The organism is Streptomyces prunicolor NBRC 13075 (genome assembly GCF_000367365.1).
GTDB classification, from domain to species: domain Bacteria; phylum Actinomycetota; class Actinomycetes; order Streptomycetales; family Streptomycetaceae; genus Streptomyces; species Streptomyces prunicolor.
Window position 1 is genome coordinate 25,461 of the sequence record NZ_BARF01000007.1, and the last position, 18,605, is coordinate 44,065.

10 protein-coding genes are annotated in these 18,605 nt (G+C 71.1%); 7 read left to right on the top strand and 3 right to left on the bottom strand.

Features of this window, described 5'->3' with window-relative positions:
- The first annotated feature begins 149 nt into the window (after nucleotides 1-149).
- The gene (gene guaB, locus SPR02S_RS03765) at nucleotides 150-1,655 is read left to right on the top strand and encodes an IMP dehydrogenase (RefSeq protein ID WP_019055586.1); all 1,506 of its coding nucleotides are present in this window, start codon (nucleotides 150-152) and stop codon (nucleotides 1,653-1,655) included.
- Between the two features lie 106 nt (nucleotides 1,656-1,761).
- Nucleotides 1,762-2,886 carry a GuaB3 family IMP dehydrogenase-related protein gene (locus tag SPR02S_RS03770; protein WP_019055587.1) on the top strand — a complete coding sequence of 375 codons (1,125 nt, stop codon included), beginning with the start codon at nucleotides 1,762-1,764 and terminating at the stop codon, nucleotides 2,884-2,886.
- A gap of 693 nt (nucleotides 2,887-3,579) precedes the next feature.
- Here the strand turns inward: SPR02S_RS03770 and SPR02S_RS03780 are convergent.
- Both SPR02S_RS03780 and SPR02S_RS03785 read right to left on the bottom strand, forming a co-directional pair.
- Nucleotides 3,580-4,149, bottom strand: coding sequence for a hypothetical protein (locus tag SPR02S_RS03780; protein WP_019055589.1), 570 nt, complete (start codon nucleotides 4,147-4,149; stop codon nucleotides 3,580-3,582).
- Between the two features lie 137 nt (nucleotides 4,150-4,286).
- Nucleotides 4,287-5,495, bottom strand: a complete 1,209-nt coding sequence (locus SPR02S_RS03785) for a nucleotide sugar dehydrogenase (protein WP_019055590.1) — start codon at nucleotides 5,493-5,495, stop codon at nucleotides 4,287-4,289.
- 340 nt (nucleotides 5,496-5,835) lie between these two features.
- Here SPR02S_RS03785 and SPR02S_RS03790 point away from each other — a divergent pair, with 340 nt between their 5' ends.
- A complete protein-coding gene (locus SPR02S_RS03790; RefSeq protein WP_026150177.1) occupies nucleotides 5,836-7,542 on the top strand; it encodes a glycerol-3-phosphate dehydrogenase/oxidase in 1,707 nt (568 codons plus the stop codon).
- 144 nt (nucleotides 7,543-7,686) lie between these two features.
- Here the strand turns inward: SPR02S_RS03790 and SPR02S_RS03795 are convergent, their stop codons facing one another.
- Nucleotides 7,687-8,793: a serine hydrolase domain-containing protein gene (locus tag SPR02S_RS03795; RefSeq protein ID WP_019055592.1), complete on the bottom strand. Its 1,107-nt coding sequence runs from the start codon at nucleotides 8,791-8,793 to the stop codon at nucleotides 7,687-7,689.
- 170 nt (nucleotides 8,794-8,963) lie between these two features.
- Here SPR02S_RS03795 and SPR02S_RS03800 point away from each other — a divergent pair, with 170 nt between their 5' ends.
- The 4 genes from SPR02S_RS03800 (at nucleotide 8,964) to SPR02S_RS03815 (ending at nucleotide 18,562) form a co-directional block, all read left to right on the top strand.
- Entirely contained in the window at nucleotides 8,964-11,489 is a 2,526-nt protein-coding gene (locus tag SPR02S_RS03800) for a serine/threonine-protein kinase (protein WP_026150178.1), read from the top strand.
- 164 nt (nucleotides 11,490-11,653) lie between these two features.
- Nucleotides 11,654-15,013 (top strand): serine/threonine kinase C-terminal domain-containing protein, encoded by a 3,360-nt coding sequence (locus SPR02S_RS03805; protein ID WP_026150179.1) that lies wholly within the window; start codon nucleotides 11,654-11,656, stop codon nucleotides 15,011-15,013.
- A gap of 157 nt (nucleotides 15,014-15,170) precedes the next feature.
- Nucleotides 15,171-16,868: a serine/threonine-protein kinase gene (locus tag SPR02S_RS03810; protein WP_019055595.1), complete on the top strand. Its 1,698-nt coding sequence runs from the start codon at nucleotides 15,171-15,173 to the stop codon at nucleotides 16,866-16,868.
- A gap of 29 nt (nucleotides 16,869-16,897) precedes the next feature.
- Nucleotides 16,898-18,562 (top strand): serine/threonine-protein kinase, encoded by a 1,665-nt coding sequence (locus SPR02S_RS03815; protein ID WP_026150180.1) that lies wholly within the window; start codon nucleotides 16,898-16,900, stop codon nucleotides 18,560-18,562.
- The last annotated feature ends 43 nt before the right edge of the window (nucleotides 18,563-18,605 follow it).

Below are 18,605 nucleotides of genomic sequence, written 5' to 3' on the forward strand. Positions count from 1 at the left end.
AGCGCCTTCCTTGAACAGTCGGCCGACCGATCACGTACGAACATACGAAGCCCGGAGTCGGTCACAGCCGTGGAATCGTGGAATTCGGGGCCCCTGCTTCCCGTTAGCATGGACATCCGCACCGATCAAGGCCATTTGGGGAAGGTGTCATGACTGCCAACGTCGACGGAGTGCCCGCCAAATTCGCGACACTAGGGCTGACCTACGACGACGTGCTGCTGCTGCCGGGCGCGTCCGACGTGCTCCCGAACGCGGTCGACACCTCGTCCCGCATCTCGCGCAACGTCCGGGTCAACATCCCGCTGCTCTCCGCGGCGATGGACAAGGTGACCGAGTCCCGGATGGCGATCTCGATGGCCCGCCAGGGCGGTGTCGGCGTCCTGCACCGCAACCTGTCCGTCGAGGACCAGGTCAACCAGGTCGACCTCGTGAAGCGTTCCGAGTCCGGCATGGTCACCGACCCGATCACCGTGCACCCGGACGCCACGCTCGCCGAGGCCGACGCCCTGTGCGCCAAGTTCCGCATCAGCGGCGTCCCGGTGACCGACGGCAACAAGAAGCTGCTGGGCATCGTCACCAACCGCGACATGGCCTTCGAGACCGACCGCTCCCGTCAGGTGCGCGAGGTCATGACCCCGATGCCGCTGGTCACCGGCAAGGTCGGCATCACCGGCGCCGACGCCATGCAGCTGCTGCGACGCCACAAGATCGAGAAGCTGCCCCTCGTCGACGAGGCCGGCATCCTCAAGGGCCTCATCACGGTCAAGGACTTCGTCAAGGCCGAGCAGTACCCGAACGCCGCCAAGGACGCCGAGGGCCGCCTCATCGTCGGCGCTGCCGTGGGCGCCAGCCCCGAGGCACTGGAGCGCGCCCAGGCCCTCGCCGAGGCCGGTGTGGACTTCCTGGTCGTCGACACCTCGCACGGCCACAACAGCAACGCCCTCAACTGGATGGCGAAGATCAAGTCGAGCGTGAACGTCGACGTGATCGGCGGCAACGTCGCCACCCGCGACGGCGCCCAGGCCCTGGTCGACGCCGGTGTCGACGGCATCAAGGTCGGTGTCGGCCCCGGCTCGATCTGTACGACCCGCGTCGTCGCCGGCATCGGCGTCCCGCAGGTCACCGCGATCTACGAAGCCTCCCTCGCCGCCCGCGCGGCCGGCGTCCCGCTCATCGGTGACGGCGGCCTGCAGTACTCCGGAGACATCGGCAAGGCGCTCGCCGCCGGCGCCGACGCGGTCATGCTGGGCAGCCTCCTCGCGGGCTGCGAGGAGTCCCCGGGCGAGCTGCAGTTCATCAACGGCAAGCAGTTCAAGTCGTACCGCGGCATGGGCTCGCTCGGCGCGATGCAGTCCCGCGGCCAGGGCCGGTCGTACTCGAAGGACCGCTACTTCCAGGCCGAGGTCGCCTCCGACGACAAGCTCGTGCCCGAGGGCATCGAGGGCCAGGTGCCCTACCGCGGCCCGCTGGCCAACGTGCTGCACCAGCTCGTCGGCGGGCTGCGCCAGACCATGGGCTACGTGGGCGCGGCCACCATCGAGGAGATGGAGACCAAGGGCCGCTTCGTCCGGATCACCTCGGCGGGCCTCAAGGAGAGCCACCCGCACGACATCCAGATGACGGTCGAGGCACCGAACTACAGCCGCAGCAAGTAGTCGGCAGGCTTCCTCAAGGGCGGCTCCGGACACACCGGGGCCGCCCTTGTCGTACCCGTCGGCGATACTGGAAGACGCTGAGACGCAAGAAGGAAAGGCCACACACGTGACTGAGATCGAGATCGGGCGCGGCAAGCGCGGCCGCCGGGCGTACGCCTTCGACGACATCGCCGTCGTCCCCAGCCGCCGTACGCGGGACCCGAAGGAGGTCTCGATCGCCTGGCAGATCGACGCCTACCGCTTCGAACTGCCCTTCCTGGCCGCCCCCATGGACTCGGTCGTCTCCCCGGCCACCGCGATCCGCATCGGCGAGCTCGGCGGCCTCGGCGTGCTGAACCTCGAAGGCCTCTGGACGCGCTACGAGGACCCGCAGCCGCTCCTCGACGAGATCACCGGCCTCGATGTGGACGCCGCGACCCGCCGCCTCCAGGAGATCTACGCCGCTCCCATCAAGGAGGAGCTGATCGGGCAGCGCATCAAGGAGGTGCGCGACTCGGGCGTGGTCACCGCCGCCGCGCTCTCCCCGCAGCGTACGGCCCAGTTCTCCAAGGCCGTCGTCGACGCGGGCGTGGACATCTTCGTCATCCGCGGTACGACGGTCTCGGCGGAGCACGTGTCGGGTTCGCACGAGCCGCTGAACCTGAAGCAGTTCATCTACGAACTGGACGTCCCGGTGATCGTCGGCGGCTGCGCCACGTACACGGCGGCCCTGCACCTGATGCGCACCGGCGCGGCGGGCGTCCTCGTCGGCTTCGGCGGCGGCGCCGCGCACACCACGCGCAACGTCCTGGGCATCCAGGTCCCGATGGCCACGGCCGTCGCGGACGTGGCCGCCGCCCGCCGCGACTACATGGACGAGTCCGGCGGCCGGTACGCGCACGTCATCGCCGACGGCGGTGTCGGCTGGTCCGGCGACCTCCCCAAGGCGATCGCCTGCGGCGCGGACGCGGTCATGATGGGCTCCCCGCTCGCCCGCGCCACGGACGCGCCGGGCAAGGGCCACCACTGGGGCATGGAGGCGGTGAACGAGGAACTCCCGCGCGGCAAGAAGGTCGACCTCGGCACGGTCGGCACGATCGAGGAGATCCTCACCGGCCCTTCCCACATCCCCGACGGCTCGATGAACATCTTCGGGGCGCTGCGGCGCGCGATGGCGACGACCGGGTACAGCGAGCTGAAGGAGTTCCAGCGGGTCGAGGTCACGGTGGCCGACTCGCAGCACAAGCGGTAGGCGGTAGGCGGTTCTACGACGCGGTAGCCGTACGACGCTTTTAGGGGCCCGGGCCTGGGTGGTCCGGGCCCTTTTGTGTGCCCAAGTGGGGGGCGTGGGGCGCGCGTTGATGTTGGGGGGCGCACGGTTGCGTTCGGGGCGAAAGCTCGCTGGTGGGGCGTGTCGGGGCGGTAACGTCCGTGATCGGCGCCCCAGTTGTGTGGGGTGCCCCCTTCCACGGAAATCGTTCCGGACCCGGGCTCTCGGGGCCCGGCCCGAATTCCAGACGAACCGCCTACCGGGCTAATGGGCGGCCTCGTGGAAGGGGGCGCCCATGGGTCGCCGCCGCAAGCCCACCCGCTGGGACCGGATCCGTCTTCGGATGGTGAAGCAACGGAGGAGGTGGATCTTGTGGATGTACGGCGGAAAGTGAGCGGCCACCCCCAACACAAGTAGGGGTGGACACTCCGTTCACTTTTCAGGAGCCTGCCGCAGTGCCCTCTGCGGTGGGCTCCACCTTGTCGGTGGAAGGTGAGCGGCCGTCCCTGCAACAACCAGGGGCGGACACTCCATGGTCCTCCGCGAGCCTGCCGCAGCAGCCACTACGGCGGCCCCACCTGATTCCGTACGGTACCGGCGCCGCGAGTCGCACGCCACCAGCCCCCGACGCACACCCCGCCCCAAGCGCCCCCCTGCACTACCCGCGCGCCGGGGTCAGAGCGCCGCCTTCTTGGTGCCGGAGAACGCGGCGAACGCGGCGATGGCGAAGAAGACGAAGGTGAGCGGGTCGGAGTCGGCCTTCCAGGCGTCCTGGACCACGCCGAAGTGGTCGAAGAAGACCTTGCTGAAGTTCACGCCGTACTCGTCCGCGATGAGCATCGCCTCGCCGACCAGTTGGCCGAGGTAGACCGCGCCCAGGGCCAGCACGGCGCTGACCACGGGGAGCACGGGGTTGCGACCGCCCAGCTTGCCCGCGGCGAGGCCGATGACGAAGCCGACGCCGATCGCCGCCCAGCCGATCTCGTGCTTGGTGGTGCCGATGACGAAGCCGTAGATCCCGGCGGCGACCAGCGCGGCGGCGACAGCGGTCACCAGGCCGAGCGCGATGTTGTTCTTCGGGGGAGCGGGCGGGGCGTACGGCGCGTTCGGGGCCGGAGGCGGCGGTACGGCGCCGGGCTGCTGGGCGTACGGGTTGCCGTCGACCGGCTGCGGCTGCGCGGGTGCCTGCGGCTGAGCCCCGGGCTGCTGCTGTGGCTGCTGTGGTGGCGTGGCTGACTGGCTCATGACAGAGATCCCCCCACGGGATGTGAAGAACAGGAAAAGCGAAGCGGAGTCGCGTGCGCGCGAATATGCGACAACTGTGCGACGAGTGTGGGGAGATTAGCAGGTCGACGTAACCCTGTGACCAGTCGTTTTCGTGCTCAGAGCCGGTGTGCCGCCCCGGTCGGTGTGGCCCCCCGCGTGTCCAGCAGCAACTGCGCCTTCACCGACAGGCCTTGGAGGTCGTACGTCCGGTGCTGTTGGAGCAGGATCGTCAGGTCGGCGTCGGCCGCCGCCTCGTAGAGGGAGTCCGCGCGGGGGACCGGGCGGTCCAGGACGCTCCAGGACGGGATGTGTGGGTCGTGGTAGCTGACGGAGGCGCCGAGTTCCATCAGGCGGATCGCGATCTCCTGGGCGGGGGTGCCCTGTTGGTCGGCCAGGTCGGCCTTGTAGGTGACGCCGAGCAGCAACACCCGTGCTCCGCGCGCGGACTTGCCGTGCTCGTTGAGGAGCGTGGCGGCGCGCTGGATGACGTAGCGGGGCATCTGGTTGTTGACCTGCTGGGCGAGTTCGACCATGCGGAGGGGGCGGGGGCCGTGGCCGGTGAGGTCCTGGGGGACGGCGTGGCCGCCGACGCCGGGGCCGGGGCGGAAGGCCTGGTAGCCGAACGGCTTGGTCTCGGCGCAGCGGATGACGTCCCAGAGGTCGACGCCCAAGTCGTGGCACAGGACGGCCATTTCGTTGACGAGGGCGATGTTGACGTGCCGGAAATTGGTCTCCAGTAGCTGCACGGTTTCCGCTTCGCGCAGGCCACGCGCGCGTACCACCTTGTCGGTGAGGCGGCCGTAGAAGGCGGCGGCCGACTCGGTGCAGGCGGGGGTGAGGCCGCCGATCACCTTGGGGGTGTTCGCCGGGGTGAAGTCGCGGTTGCCGGGGTCGACGCGGCTGGGGGAGTAGGCGAGGTGGAAGTCGCGGCCCGCGCGGAGGCCCGATCCCTCTTCGAGGAGGGGGCGGAGGAAGTTCTCGGTGGTGCCGGGGTGCACCGGTGACTCCAGGATCACCGTGGTGTGCGGGCGCAGGTGGGCCGCGAGGGCGCGGGCGGCCGTCTCCACCTGGCTGAGGTCGGGGTTGCCGTCCGCGTCCGGGGGAGTCGGCGCGCAGATCACGGCGGTGCGTACGCGGCCGAGCTCGGCGGGGTTGGTGGCCGGCCGGAAGCCCCCCGAGAGCATCCGGCGCAGTTCGGCGGGGCTGAGGGAGCCGACCTCGGGGCCGGTCTTGAAGCCGGCCGTGGCGATGCCGGCGGCGACAGCGGCCTGGGCCAGGGGCAGGCCGAGAGGACCGAGTCCGATGACGGCGAGATCTGCGGGCATGGCGTGGGCCGTCCTTCCCAATAACCGAAGCGGGACAGATACCGAAGCGGGACAGATACCGAAGCGGGACAGATACCGAAGCGGGACAGATAACCGAAGTGGGACAGGTGCGCAAGCCCTGTGGACAGAACGAGCGAGCGCAATGTCAGACTAGGAGTAAATATGACCGTTATGCGGGATTGGACGGCTGTGTTTTTCGGCAGTCCTGTGATTGTTGTCCACAGACTGGGGGCGAGTGGTGGCTGAAGTCGGGCAACCCGGTCAGAATTTGGGCAGGAGGGATACGAACCGGGCTTCGCCGAACGGGTGCGGCCGGCGCTACCGATAGCGGGAGGCAGCGGTGAGGACAGCGACACTGGGTCCGGCGCAGCGAGCCGAGGCACTGGCGGGAATGGCCGAGCGCGAACTGGATGTGCTCGTGGTGGGCGCGGGCGTGGTCGGCGCGGGCACCGCCCTGGACGCCGTGACACGCGGCCTGTCCACGGGACTGGTCGAGGCGCGCGACTGGGCGTCCGGCACATCGAGCAGGTCGAGCAAGCTCATCCATGGAGGTCTGCGCTATCTGGAGATGCTCGATTTCGCCCTAGTCCGCGAGGCCCTCAAGGAACGCGGACTGCTCCTGGAGCGGCTCGCCCCGCACCTGGTGAAGCCGGTGGCGTTCCTGTACCCGCTCCAGCACAAGGGCTGGGAGCGCCTCTACGCCGGCTCGGGCGTCGCGCTCTACGACGCGATGTCGATGGCCCGCGCGCACGGCCGCGGGCTGCCCACACACCGTCACCTGAGCCGCCGTCACGCCCTGCGCGTGGCACCCGCGTTGAAGAAGGACGCGCTGGTCGGCGCCCTTCAGTACTACGACGCGCAGATGGACGACGCCCGCTATGTGGCCACCCTGGTGCGCACGGCCTCGTCGTACGGTGCGAAAGTCGCCAACCGCGCGCGCGTGACCGGGTTCCTGCGCGAGGGCGAGCGGGTGGTCGGCGCCAAGGTGGAGGACGTCGAGGCGGGCGGGGAGTACGAGATCCGCGCCAAGCAGATCGTGAACGCCACGGGCGTGTGGACCGACGACACCCAGGCGATGGTCGGGGAGCGCGGACAGTTCCATGTCCGGGCCTCCAAGGGCATCCACCTGGTCGTCCCGAAGGACCGCATCAACTCCACCAGCGGGCTGATCCTGCGCACCGAGAAGTCCGTGCTGTTCGTCATCCCCTGGGGCCGGCACTGGATCGTCGGCACCACCGACACCGACTGGGACCTCGACAAGGCCCACCCGGCCGCGTCCAGCGCCGACATCGACTATCTGCTGGAACACGTGAACTCGGTGCTCGCGGTGCCGCTGACCAGAGACGACGTCCAGGGCGTGTACGCCGGGCTGCGTCCCCTGCTTGCCGGTGAGTCCGACGCCACCAGCAAGCTGTCGCGCGAGCACACCGTCGCGCATCCGGTGCCGGGGCTCGTCGTCGTGGCGGGCGGCAAGTACACGACGTACCGGGTGATGGCCAAGGACGCCGTGGACGAGGCGGTGCACGGGCTCGACATGCGGGTCGCCGAGTGCGTCACCGAGGACGTGCCGCTGCTCGGGGCTGAGGGGTACCGGGCGCTGTGGAACGCGCGGGCGCGGATCGCCGCCAAGACCGGCATCCATGTGGTGCGCGTGGAGCACCTGCTGAACCGTTTCGGGTCGATGGCGGAGGAGATCCTCGACCTCATCGCCAAGGACCCCACGCTCGGCGAACCCCTCCAGTTCGCCGACGACTATCTGCGCGCCGAGGTCGTCTACGCCGCCTCGCACGAGGGCGCACGGCACCTGGACGACGTCCTCACCCGTCGCACCCGCATCTCGATCGAGACCTTCGACCGGGGCACGCGCAGCGCCCGTGAGGCCGCCGAACTGATGGCACCGGTGCTCGGCTGGGACAAGGACCAGATCGAGCGCGAGGTCGAGCACTACGAGAAGCGGGTGGAGGCCGAGCGGGAGTCGCAACGCCAGCCCGACGACCTGACGGCGGACGCGGCGCGGTTGGGGGCGCCGGACATCGCGCCGCTGTGACGATGCCGGTCGGGTGCGGTCGCCGACCGCACCCGAAACCCCGCTGACCCCGAACCCCGCTACACCCGAACCCCCGCCGCGATTGAGGTCGCTTCACTCGAACGAGTGTCGTGAACTGGGATCTTTGTCCGGAACCCGGCCGTTCTACGAGATGCGGGGGCAGAACTCGGCGGCGAGCAGGGCCGGTTCGAGACCGGGGTCCGCTATCTCGCTCGTGTTCACACGGAAGGTGAGGACACGACGGCCGTCGACGGTGGCTGCGGTGCGCACGTAGCTGCCCGAGATACGGCCGTTGTGCCCCCACACCGTGATGCCGCACGGAAGCCTCACGGGGAACAGACCCATGCCGTACGAGCCGTGTGCGGTACGGGTGTCGAGCATCTCGCGCAGCCAGTGCGGGGGCAGCAGTCCGCCGCCGAGCAGGGCCGAGTAGAAGCGGTCCAGGTCGGCGAGCGTGGTCACCAGCTCGCCCGCGGCGCCGGCCACCCGCGGGTCGAGATCGGTGACGTCGGAGCCGTCGGTGGCGTAGGCGCGGCCGTGCGGCGAGGGAAGAGTGGTGCGGGAGCCCGGGAAGGAGGTGCCCGTCAGACGCAGCGGAGCGATGATGCGGCGCTCGGCCTCGGTGGCGTACGAGTTGTCGGTGACCTGTTGGATCACCAGGCCGAGCAGCACGTAGTTGGTGTTCGAGTAGGAGAAGCGGCCTCGATCGGCCGGAGGGTGGGTGACTGCCATACGGACGGCCTGAGTTGGGGAGACGGGGACCGTGCCCCCGGTGACCGCGGTGAAGTCGTACAAGCCACTGGTGTGGGTGAGCAGGGAACGGAGGGTCAGCGCGCGCCCGTCGTTGCCCGCTCCGTGTACCAGACCGGGCAGGTGCTGCTCCACCGTGTCGGACAGGGACAGCCGGTGTTCGGCGGCGAGTTGGAGGACCACGGTCGCGATGAAGGTCTTCGTGATGCTGCCGGCGCGGAAGTGGTCGGCACGGCTGATGCCCGGTCCGGCCTGTGCGTAGGCCGTCGTGCCGAGTGCGTGGTTCGTCCCGGCGTCCGTGCGGTCCGTCCCGGTCGGTGCGCCGAGGGAGCCCGTGCTGTCGTCGGCCAGCAGCGCGGCGGCGGGGGCTCTGCCCCGGGTGACGAGCAGTCGGACCAGGGCGTTTGTGTTCGGCGCCGGGCCCGCCTGCGAGGCGGCCGTGGACAGACAGAGGAGGGTCAGGGACAGCGGAATGGCCAGCAGTGTCCGAGGCGTGGGCATCGCGAACCTCCGTTCTCGCGGGTCATCCTGCCGGACTTGGCTGTGTGACCTGCGGCGGATATGCGAGGGGATGTGCCGTCGGTGCGCGGGGAGAGGCCCCCTGGGCGTTGGGCACTTGTTCGGTGGGGGACAATGGAGGCTCTGTCAGGGCGGGTTGCATGAGGGGACGCATGTCGGAGGCGGAGCGGGCGGGGACATCCCGTCAGGACACTCGTCGGGACAAGAACGAGCGTCTTCTCGCCGGGCGGTACCGGTTGGGAGGGGTGCTCGGCCGCGGAGGCATGGGCACCGTGTGGCGTGCCGAGGACGAAACCCTGGGCCGGACGGTCGCCGTCAAGGAGCTGCGGTTCCCGTCCAGCATCGACGAGGACGAGAAACGGCGGCTGATCACACGGACGTTGCGCGAGGCCAAGGCCATCGCGCGGATCCGTAACACCAGCGCGGTGACGGTCTACGACGTCGTCGACGAGGACGACCGGCCGTGGATCGTCATGGAGTTGGTCGAGGGCAAGTCGCTCGCCGAGGCCATCCGGGAGGACGGCCTGCTGGAGCCGCGGCGCGCCGCGGAGGTCGGGCTCGCGATCCTCGACGTGCTCCGGTCCGCGCACCGTGAGGGCATCCTGCACCGCGACGTGAAGCCGTCGAACGTGCTGATCTCCGAGGACGGCCGGGTCGTGCTCACCGACTTCGGTATCGCGCAGGTCGAGGGCGACCCCTCGATCACCTCCACCGGCATGCTCGTCGGCGCGCCCTCCTACATCTCCCCGGAGCGGGCCCGCGGGCACAAGCCCGGTCCGGCGGCCGATCTCTGGTCGCTCGGCGGGTTGTTGTACGCGGCGGTCGAGGGCGCACCGCCGTACGACAAGGGTTCCGCGATCGCCACGCTCACCGCGGTGATGACCGAGCCGCTGGAGGAGCCGAAGAACGCCGGGCCGTTGAAGGACGTCATCTACGGCCTGCTGAACAAGGATCCGGCCCAGCGTCTCGACGACGCGGGTGCCCGGGCGATGCTCAACGCGGTGATCCACGCGCCCGAGCCCAAGGCGGCCGAGCCGGAGCCGGCGGCGGACGCGACGCGGGTGGTGCCGCTGCCCGCGCAGCCGGGGCCCGCGGAGTCCGGTGGCAAGAAGAGCGGTGGCGGGAGCGGGAGTTCGGGTCCTTCGGCCGGGGCCGAGCGGTTGCGTGGGGCGTTGCGGTCCATGCGGAAGGCTTCGGGGGGTTCGGCGGGGGCCGGGGCGGCCACGTCTGCGGCGGCCGCGGGTTCTGCTACGAGTCCGGGGCCGACTGCGAGTCCAGCAGCGGGTTCGGGTTCGGGTTCTGGTGCGGCTTCAACTCCCGTTGCCGGTAAGCCGGGTGGCTCTGGTGCGGGTGCCGGCGCGGCTGCTGCTGCCGGGGCTGGTTCGGCCGGCGTTGCCGGTGCATCGGGCAGGAGTGGCTCTGGCGCTGCGGGGACCGCCGGCTCCGGTGGTGCGAAGGGCGCGGCTACCGGCGGGAGTTCAGGGTCTGCTGCTGGCGGGCCTCGGACGCCCGGGGTGCCTTCGGCTCGGTCGGCGGGTGCTTCTGGTGCGGCGACCCCTTCCGGGACGTCGGCCGGTGCGGGGACTGCTGGGGGTGCCGGGGCTTCGGCTAGTTCCGGGACTGTGGCCGGTTCGGATGCTGCGGCCGGCTCGGCGGCGAAGGCCGGTGCGTCGGACTCGGGTACGCGCAACTCGGGTACACGCGACCCCGGTACGCGTGCTCTCGGTGTGCAGGCGGCCGGGCTGCGGGAGACGGGACTGCGGGACTCCGGTGCGCGCGACCTGGGTGGCGCGACGCACGAGTCGAGCACTCGGTCGGCCAACTCGGCTTCCGGTGGGCGGAGTTCCGGGTGGCCCGTGATGACGCCGCCGGATCTGCCGCCGCGGCCGGTGCCGAGGGCGCCGATCACCGACGTGGTGCCGAAGCGGACGCTGGTGATCATCGCGGTCGTCATCGTGCTCGCGGTGCTCGGTGTCGTGCTGGCGCTCACGCTCGGTGACGGCGATGGTGACAGCGGCTCGAAGGGGTCGAAGAGCAACAGCGGTGCCAAGGCGGGCAGTAGCGCCAGTGCGAGCGCGAGCGCGGGTGCCGACGACACCAAGAAGGACAACGGCGGCACCGGGAGCACGGGCGGGGCGAAGACCGACTCCACGGCTACGGCACCGGCCGCGGGGAACACGGCGGGTTCGGGTACGAACGCGTCCGGCGGGACCGGTGACGAGGCGGACGGTTCCTCGGGCGGCGCCGCGGTTGTGAAGACGTACAAGGGGAGCCAGGGGTTCTCGATCGGGCTGCCCGCCGGGTGGTCGTACCAGTCGACCGATTCGGCGGGGGTCCGGTTCACCGGGCCGGACGGGCAGAAGCTGCTGGTCGCCTGGACCAGTACGCCGAAGGGCGATCCGGTGGCGGACTGGAAGAACCAGGAGCAGTACATGACGCGCTCCGGGTACACGCGGATCCGAATAGAGAAGGTGGACTACCGGAGCTGGAACACGGCCGACTGGGAGTTCACCTATGAGGACGGCGGGACGAAGTACCGCACCATCGACCGCGGGTTCGTCGTCAACAGTCATCTCGGATATGCCCTCATGTACACCGCGAAAGACGCCAATTGGGGCAGCGAGCTCCGCAAGAACACCTGGACGACCCTGACAAAGACGTTCGAACCGAAGTCGTGAGGCGGGTGGGCCCGGGTTTGGCGCGCCAGATCCGTCAACCCCTCTTTGTGGCTTGCCTCCGGCACGTATCGTGAGTGGTTGCGGACCGTACGCATCCAGGTATGTGGGCGGAACGGGCCGCAAGGCGAACGGAATTGACCAACCGGGCGGCCGGGGGAGGCAACGTGGACGACTATGCGGGTCGGGTGCTCGCCGACCGCTACCGCCTGCCGCTGCCGCCCTCCGACGAGTACGAACTCACCGAGACCCGGGCCTTCGACACCTACAGCGGGCAGGAAGTCCTGGTACGCCAGGTGCCGTTGCCGGAGGTCGTCGAGGCGGAGGTGCTCGGCGAGGACGGGCTGCCCGACGGGTTCACGGCGCGTGAGCGCGGGGCGCGGCGGCCGACCGCGGCGCGGACCGCCACGCGGCGGCCCTCCGATCCGGCGGTACGGCGTGCGGTCGAGGCCGCGCAGGCCGCGGCGCGGATCCCCGACCATCCCCGGCTGGACCAGGTCTTCGACGTGTTCGCCGAGGGCGGTTCGCTGTGGATAGTGAGCGAACTGGTGTCCGCCCAGCCGTTGTCGGCGCTGCTGGTCGAGAAGCCGTTGTCGCCGTACCGGGCGGCCGAGGTCGCCGCCGACGTGCTCATGGCACTCCGAGTCCTGCACGCGCACGGCTGGGTCCACCGGAACATCACCGCCCGCACGGTGCTCGTCTGCGACGACGGTCGCGTGATGCTGACCGGCCTCGCGGTCGGCGCGGCGGAGGAGGCACTGTGCGGCTACGACCCGGTGCCGGTCCAGGACGGCGACGAGGGCGGACGCGGGGAGCAAGGGCAGCGCGGTGGCGAGGCAGCGGTACCCGCGAGTTTCCGGGCCCAGGGTGGCTCTGTGCCGCGCGGGGGTGCTACGGCTCCGGGCGGTTCTGTGCCGCGTGCGGGTTCCACGGCCCCGGGCGGCTCCCTCCCTCCCGCGGGCTCGACAGCTCCTCCCGGACCCAGGGCTCCCGGCGGCTCTACGGTTCCTGCGGTCCCCGGTAACTCCCGTGGCAGCGGCGCCAGTAGCGGCGGGGCGATCGGCTTCGGCGGCGCGGGCGGCGGAACCGGCACCGGTGCGGCCGCCGCTGCCGTAGGCCCCGGTGCGGTGGACCCCGAGGCCGCCCGGCGGGCCGCGATCGAGGCGCGGGCCGCTGGAGGGCTGCCCGGAGTCGGTGTGGAGGGCGGTGGCGCGAGCGCGTCCTCCGCCGAACTGGCCCGCAGAGAAGCGGACGCCGGCGGTGACGTCCGGGCCGCGCGGGCCGGCGCGATCGCCGCGTACCGCGCGGGCGCGCGAGCCGCCGCCCGCGTACAGGAGACCCAGCAGCCGGCGCTCCCCGGTGCCCGCCCCGCCGTGGAGGGCGAGCGCGACGCCGCACCCCAGGCCAACGGTTCGGCCCAACTGCCGTACGCCGGCGGCAACGGCGTCGAGCACACGGCCGGTACCACGCCCCCGGGCCAGATAGCCGACCCCTACGGCGTCCGCAACACCACCGCCTGGCACGGCGCGGCACCACGCCCTGGCGCACCGTCCCCGACAGACACGTTCCCCGTCCCGGACCCGTCGGCTTACGGCGGCGAGGCTCGTCCCTACGGCGGCGCGGGCACCTTTACGGGCGGCGGCGACGTTCGTCCCCGTGGCGGGGAGGCCTCGGCCTACGGCTCGGACGCCCCGGCCTACGGTGGCGAGGCCCGTCCTTACGGCGCGGGCACCCCGACCGGCGGCGGAGACATCCGTCCTCACGACGGGAACGCCTCCACCTACGGCCCGGACGCCCAGGCCTACGGCGGGGAGGCCCGTCCCTACGGCAGCACGGAGACCCCGACCGGCGGCGGCGACGCTCGTCCCCAGGGCGGCGAAGTCTCGGCCTACTCCGGCGAAGCCCGTCCCTACGGCGGCGCGGGCACCCCGACCGGCGGCGGCAACACCCGTCCCCACGGCCCGGACGCCTCACCCCAGGGCGGCGAAGCCCGTCCCTACGGTGGCGCGGGCACCTCCGCCTACGGCCCGGACACCTCCCCCCACCGCCCAGGCACCTCCGCCCACACCCCCGACACCTCCACCTACGGCGCCCTCACCCCCGCCGCCGGTCAGCTCGCCGGTCAGTCCGGCGTCCCCTTCCTGGGTGACCCCCATCTCCCGGGCCACGACGGGTCCGCCCCCGGCAACTCCGGTAACTCCCCCCAACCCCCCGCCCGTTGGGACGATCTCGCCTCCGTCGGTGCCCCCGCTCGCCGTGGTCCCGCCACCGCGCTCGCAGCCGAGCGGGCGCGGCAGGTGCGGATGACTGTCGTGGGGCCGGTGACCGAGCGGTGGGCGCCCGAGCAGGCCGTGCCGGTGCATGAGAACTGGCAGTTGGCCGCGCCGATCGGGCCGGCGACCGACCTGTGGGCGCTCGGGGCGCTGCTCTTCCGGGCCGTACAGGGGCATGCGCCTTATCCGGAGGAGTCGACGGCCGAGCTGGTGCAGCTCGTGTGTGCGGAGCCGCCTGCCTTCGCCGAGGAGTGCGGGCCGCTGCGGCCCGTTGTGGAGTCCTTGCTGCGGCAGGACCCGACCGAGCGGCTGGACTTCGAGGAACTGCGGGGCTGGCTGCGGTCGTTGGTGCGTTCGGCGCCCGAGCCCGAGGCCGGTACTCATGTCGTCGCCACCCCGCCGACCGACCCGCGCCGACTGCCGATCGTGCGGCGGCGCGGCGAGTTGGTGCGCAGGCGGCGGGCCGGGCTGCCCGCGACCAGTCCGCACGGCCGGCACAAGCGGGCCAAGCAGGAAGTCGGAGGGTCGCCAAGGAGGTTGGGGCGGACGCTGGTCATCCTCATCTTCCTTCTGCTGGCCGGTGCCGTCGCGTACGCCATGCTCTTCCTGCCCAAGGCCGGGGAGGACACCGGAGCCGGGCAGGGGGACAGAACCGGGACCGCGGGGGACGTCAGCGCCGCGCCCTCCCAGTCCTCGGCCGCGGCGAGCAGCCAGCCGCAGCCCGATCAGACCTCGCCCAGCAGCCACAACACCCCGTCCACATCCGCCAGTTCGAGCCAGACATCGACCGACCCGAACGTCGCCGACGGGTTCGTGCTGCGCAAGGACCCCGAAGGGTTCCAGCTCGCCGTGGCCAAGGGCTGGACCCGCACGCCCAAGAACGGGAGCGGCCAAGTCGTCTACTCCCAAGGCGACTTCGAGCTGATCGTCGTAGCGGGACGGGACAGCGCCACGGCGAACGGCAGCGACCCGATGGTCTATCAGCGGGACAAGGAGGCCGAGTTGCAGCCGTACCGCAACTCCAGTTGGGCCACCGCGACCGGGCTGCGGACCATCACGGTGGGCGGAAAGACCATGGCCGAGGGGCAGTTCACCTGGACGGACAGTCAGGGCGGTGATCTGTTCGTGCGCAACATGGCGTTCCTCATCAACGGGCGCTACCACATCGTGCAGGTACGCGGCCCGGAGGCTCAACGGGACGAGGTGACACGGCTGTACGAGCAGGCGTCGTCGACCTACCAGTACACCGGGTGACCTGCGAAGGCGGCGCGCCGGAGCGCGCTGGTTCCCGTTCGGGCGCAGAAGCGACAACCGTCACAGTGCGGTCTCCGTGGTACCCCGCCGGTTCCCTGGACGAGGGCCTGTCCTTACGCTGAGCCTGTCAAGAGCATTGCGGGGAAACGTGAATCAGATGCAGGGCCTGCTCCTCGCGGGGCGCTATCGGCTGGCCGAGTCGATCGGCAGCGGCGGCATGGGCCGGGTGTGGCGTGCGCACGACGAGGTGCTGCACCGGGCCGTCGCCATCAAGGAGTTGACGGCCGCGCTGTATGTGTCCGAGAGCGACCAGCCGAGGCTGCTGGCGCGCACCCGCGCCGAGGCGCGCGCCGCCGCGCGGATCAACCACTCCGCCGTCGTCACCGTGCACGACGTACTCGAACACGACGGCCGCCCATGGATCGTCATGGAGCTGGTCGAGGGCAACTCCCTTGCCGACGAGGTCAAGGAGCAGGGCCGGATAGAGCCGGCCGAGGCCGCGCGCATCGGCATATGGGTGCTGCGCGCCCTGCGTGCCGCGCACGCCGCCGGTGTCCTGCACCGTGACGTCAAGCCCGGCAACGTGCTGCTCGGGCAGGACAGGCGGGTGCTGCTCACCGACTTCGGCATCGCGCAGATCGAGGGCGACAGCACCATCACGCGCACGGGAGAGGTCGTAGGCTCCGTCGACTACCTCGCCCCCGAGCGCGTGCGCGGCGCCGACCCCGGTCCGTCCTCCGACCTGTGGGCGCTGGGCGCCACGCTCTTCACGGCGGTCGAGGGCCGCTCTCCGTTCCGCCGCACCTCGCCGCTGTCCACCATGCAGGCCGTCGTCGAGGAGGAGGCCGGTGAGCCGCGGTACGCCGGTGCGCTCGCCCCCGTCATCGCCGCGCTGCTGAACAAGGACCCCGCGCTACGACCCGACGCCGACCAGGCCGAGCAGATGCTCGCGGAGGCGGCCGAGGGGCGCAGGCCGAGGGCGGCGCAGGAATGGCTGCCGACCCAGCAAGTGGGCTCGCAGCACGGCGGGTTGGCGGAGAACTCCAGTCCGGGTTCGGGTTCCGGTTCGGGTGTGAATCCGTACGGGTCGGCGACCGGCGGCGCGACGCCGTACCCGTCCGCGACCGGGCCGACCACCCACCACACGCCGCTCGTCGGCGGTACGGCGGTCCCGCCCGCCCGGCCGAAGCGTCGCCGGTTCCGTTCGGTCGTCCTGGTGGTCGTCCTCGCCGCGCTCGTCGGCGGCGGTACGGCGCTGGGGCTGCAGAAGTGGAACCAGGACCGCGACGAGAACGGCACCAGCCCGGGCTCCGGCGTCTCGCAGAGCCCGAGCCCCAGCGGGGTCGACGCCACGCCGTCCCCGGTGCAGGGTTCCGTTCCCGCCAACTGGGAGGTCCACCACGACCCTTGGGGCTTCGACGTCTCCCTCCCCAAGGGCTGGAAGCGGAAGGTCTACGGCGTCAGCGACGACGGCAGCATCAAGCAGGTCGACTACACGCCCGACAACGGCAAGCACTTCGTCCGCATCGCCCTCGACACCTCACCGGACTTCCCCACCGCGTACGACCACCAACTGGACCTGGAGGTGCAGCTCCAACGCCTGGTCGCCTACAAGCGGGTGACCCTGGAGGAGAACACCTACCGCGACCGTCCGGGCTCCCTCTGGGACTACACCTGGACCGCGCAGGCGAAGGACACCCCCTACCCGGGGCCGCGGCGGGCCATCGAGGAGACGTACCTGTCCCGTGACGGCGTGGAGTTCGCGATCTACATGTCGTCCCCGGCCGCCGACTGGGCCGAGACCAGCGCGCAGTTCAAGTCGGTCCTGCAGAGCTGGAGCCCCGACTCGGGCTGACCGCTTCCGGTTGCGTCATGATGGTGCGCATGGGGACCGAGGGGGACAACGTCCGGGTGATCGCCGGGCGTTACCGACTGGAGAAGCGGCTCGGGCGCGGTGGCATGGGCGTCGTGTGGCGGGCGACCGACCAACTGCTGGGCCGCCAGGTCGCCGTCAAGGAGATCGCCCAGGACGACACCCTCTCCGAGGAGGAGGCCCGTCGGCAGCGCGACCGTACGCTGCGCGAGGCACGGGCGGTCGCGCAACTGCGGCACCCGCACGTCATCGTCGTGCACGACGTGGTCGAGCAGGACGAACAGCCGTACATCGTCATGGAGTTGCTCGACGGCGGTTCGCTCGCCGATCTGATCTCCACCCGTGGCCCGGTCGACGCCGCCGAGGGCGCGCGGATCGGGGTCGCCCTGCTCGGCGCGTTGCGCACGGCGCATGCGGCGGGCGTCCTGCACCGGGACATCAAACCGGCCAACGTGCTGCTCGGGACGGCCTCCGACGAGGCCGAAGCCGACCGGGTCGTGCTGACCGACTTCGGTATCGCGCAGGTCGTGGGCGCTACGACGCTCACCGAGAGCGGCGCGTTCGTCGGCTCGCCCGAATACACCGCGCCGGAGCGCATGTCGGGCCTGCGGACCGGTCCCGCGTCCGACCTGTGGTCGCTGGGCGCGCTGCTGTGCACGATCCTGAGCGGTGAATCGCCGTTCCGGCGCGACTCGTTGGGCGGCATCCTGCACGCGGTCGTCTTCGACGAGATCCGCCCGCCCGAGCAGGCCAGGCCGCTGCTGCCCGTCGTAAGGGGACTGCTCGAACGCGATCCGGAACTGCGGCTGGAGGCGGCCGAGGCGGAGCGGATGCTGCGGGCCTTCCTGGACACCGGGCGGACACCGAGCGCCACGTCGTCCGGCCGTACGGCACACCCGACGCCGGGCTACACGCCGACCCAACGGGACGTACCGAGAAGGCAGTTGACCACCCCGGCGACGCCGCCCGCCCCCGCGCCCTCCGCCACGGCGGAGCAGCAGTCGCCCCGGCGTACCAGGCGCGGTGTGCTCGTCACCGCGTTGCTGGTCGCGGCGATGGCGGGGGCCGGGGTGTCGGCCGCGGCCCTCTTGATCCGGGGGGACGGAGACGGGGGCGCCGCCGGGCCGGCGAATTCGGCGCCGTTGACCTCCACGAGTGCCGGTACACGGTCACCGTCCTCCACACCCACACCCACACCCACACCCACACTCTCGGCCACGTCCAACACCCCCACCGCACCGTCCGGTTACCGCATCGCCCACGATCCCGACGGCTTCTCCCTCGCGGTACCGGAGGACTTCGTGCGGGTACCGCAGGGCGAGCGCATCTTCTACATGTCGCCGGGGGAGACCTTCCGCCTCGGCATCAAGATGTCCGACCCCGAACAGGGCGGCCCGCTCGCGGTGATGAAGCGCTCGGCGGCCAAGGGGGCGGACACGAACCCCGGTTACCACGACGGCAAGGTCACCGACACCACGCACTACGGACACCCCGCGGCGCTCTGGGAGTTCACCTGGAACGGCTTCAGCACGGCGGAAGGGCCCCGGCACACCTACGACATGGCCTGGGAGGAGAACGGCCGGATGTACGACGTGTGGGTGTCGGCGCCGGTCGGGAAGGTGCGGGAGGCGAAGGAGTACTTCGACGTCGCGCTCGGCACGTTCGCACGGGCATGAACCCGATATATGGGGCATCCCGCGTCACGGCTCTGTGACCGGA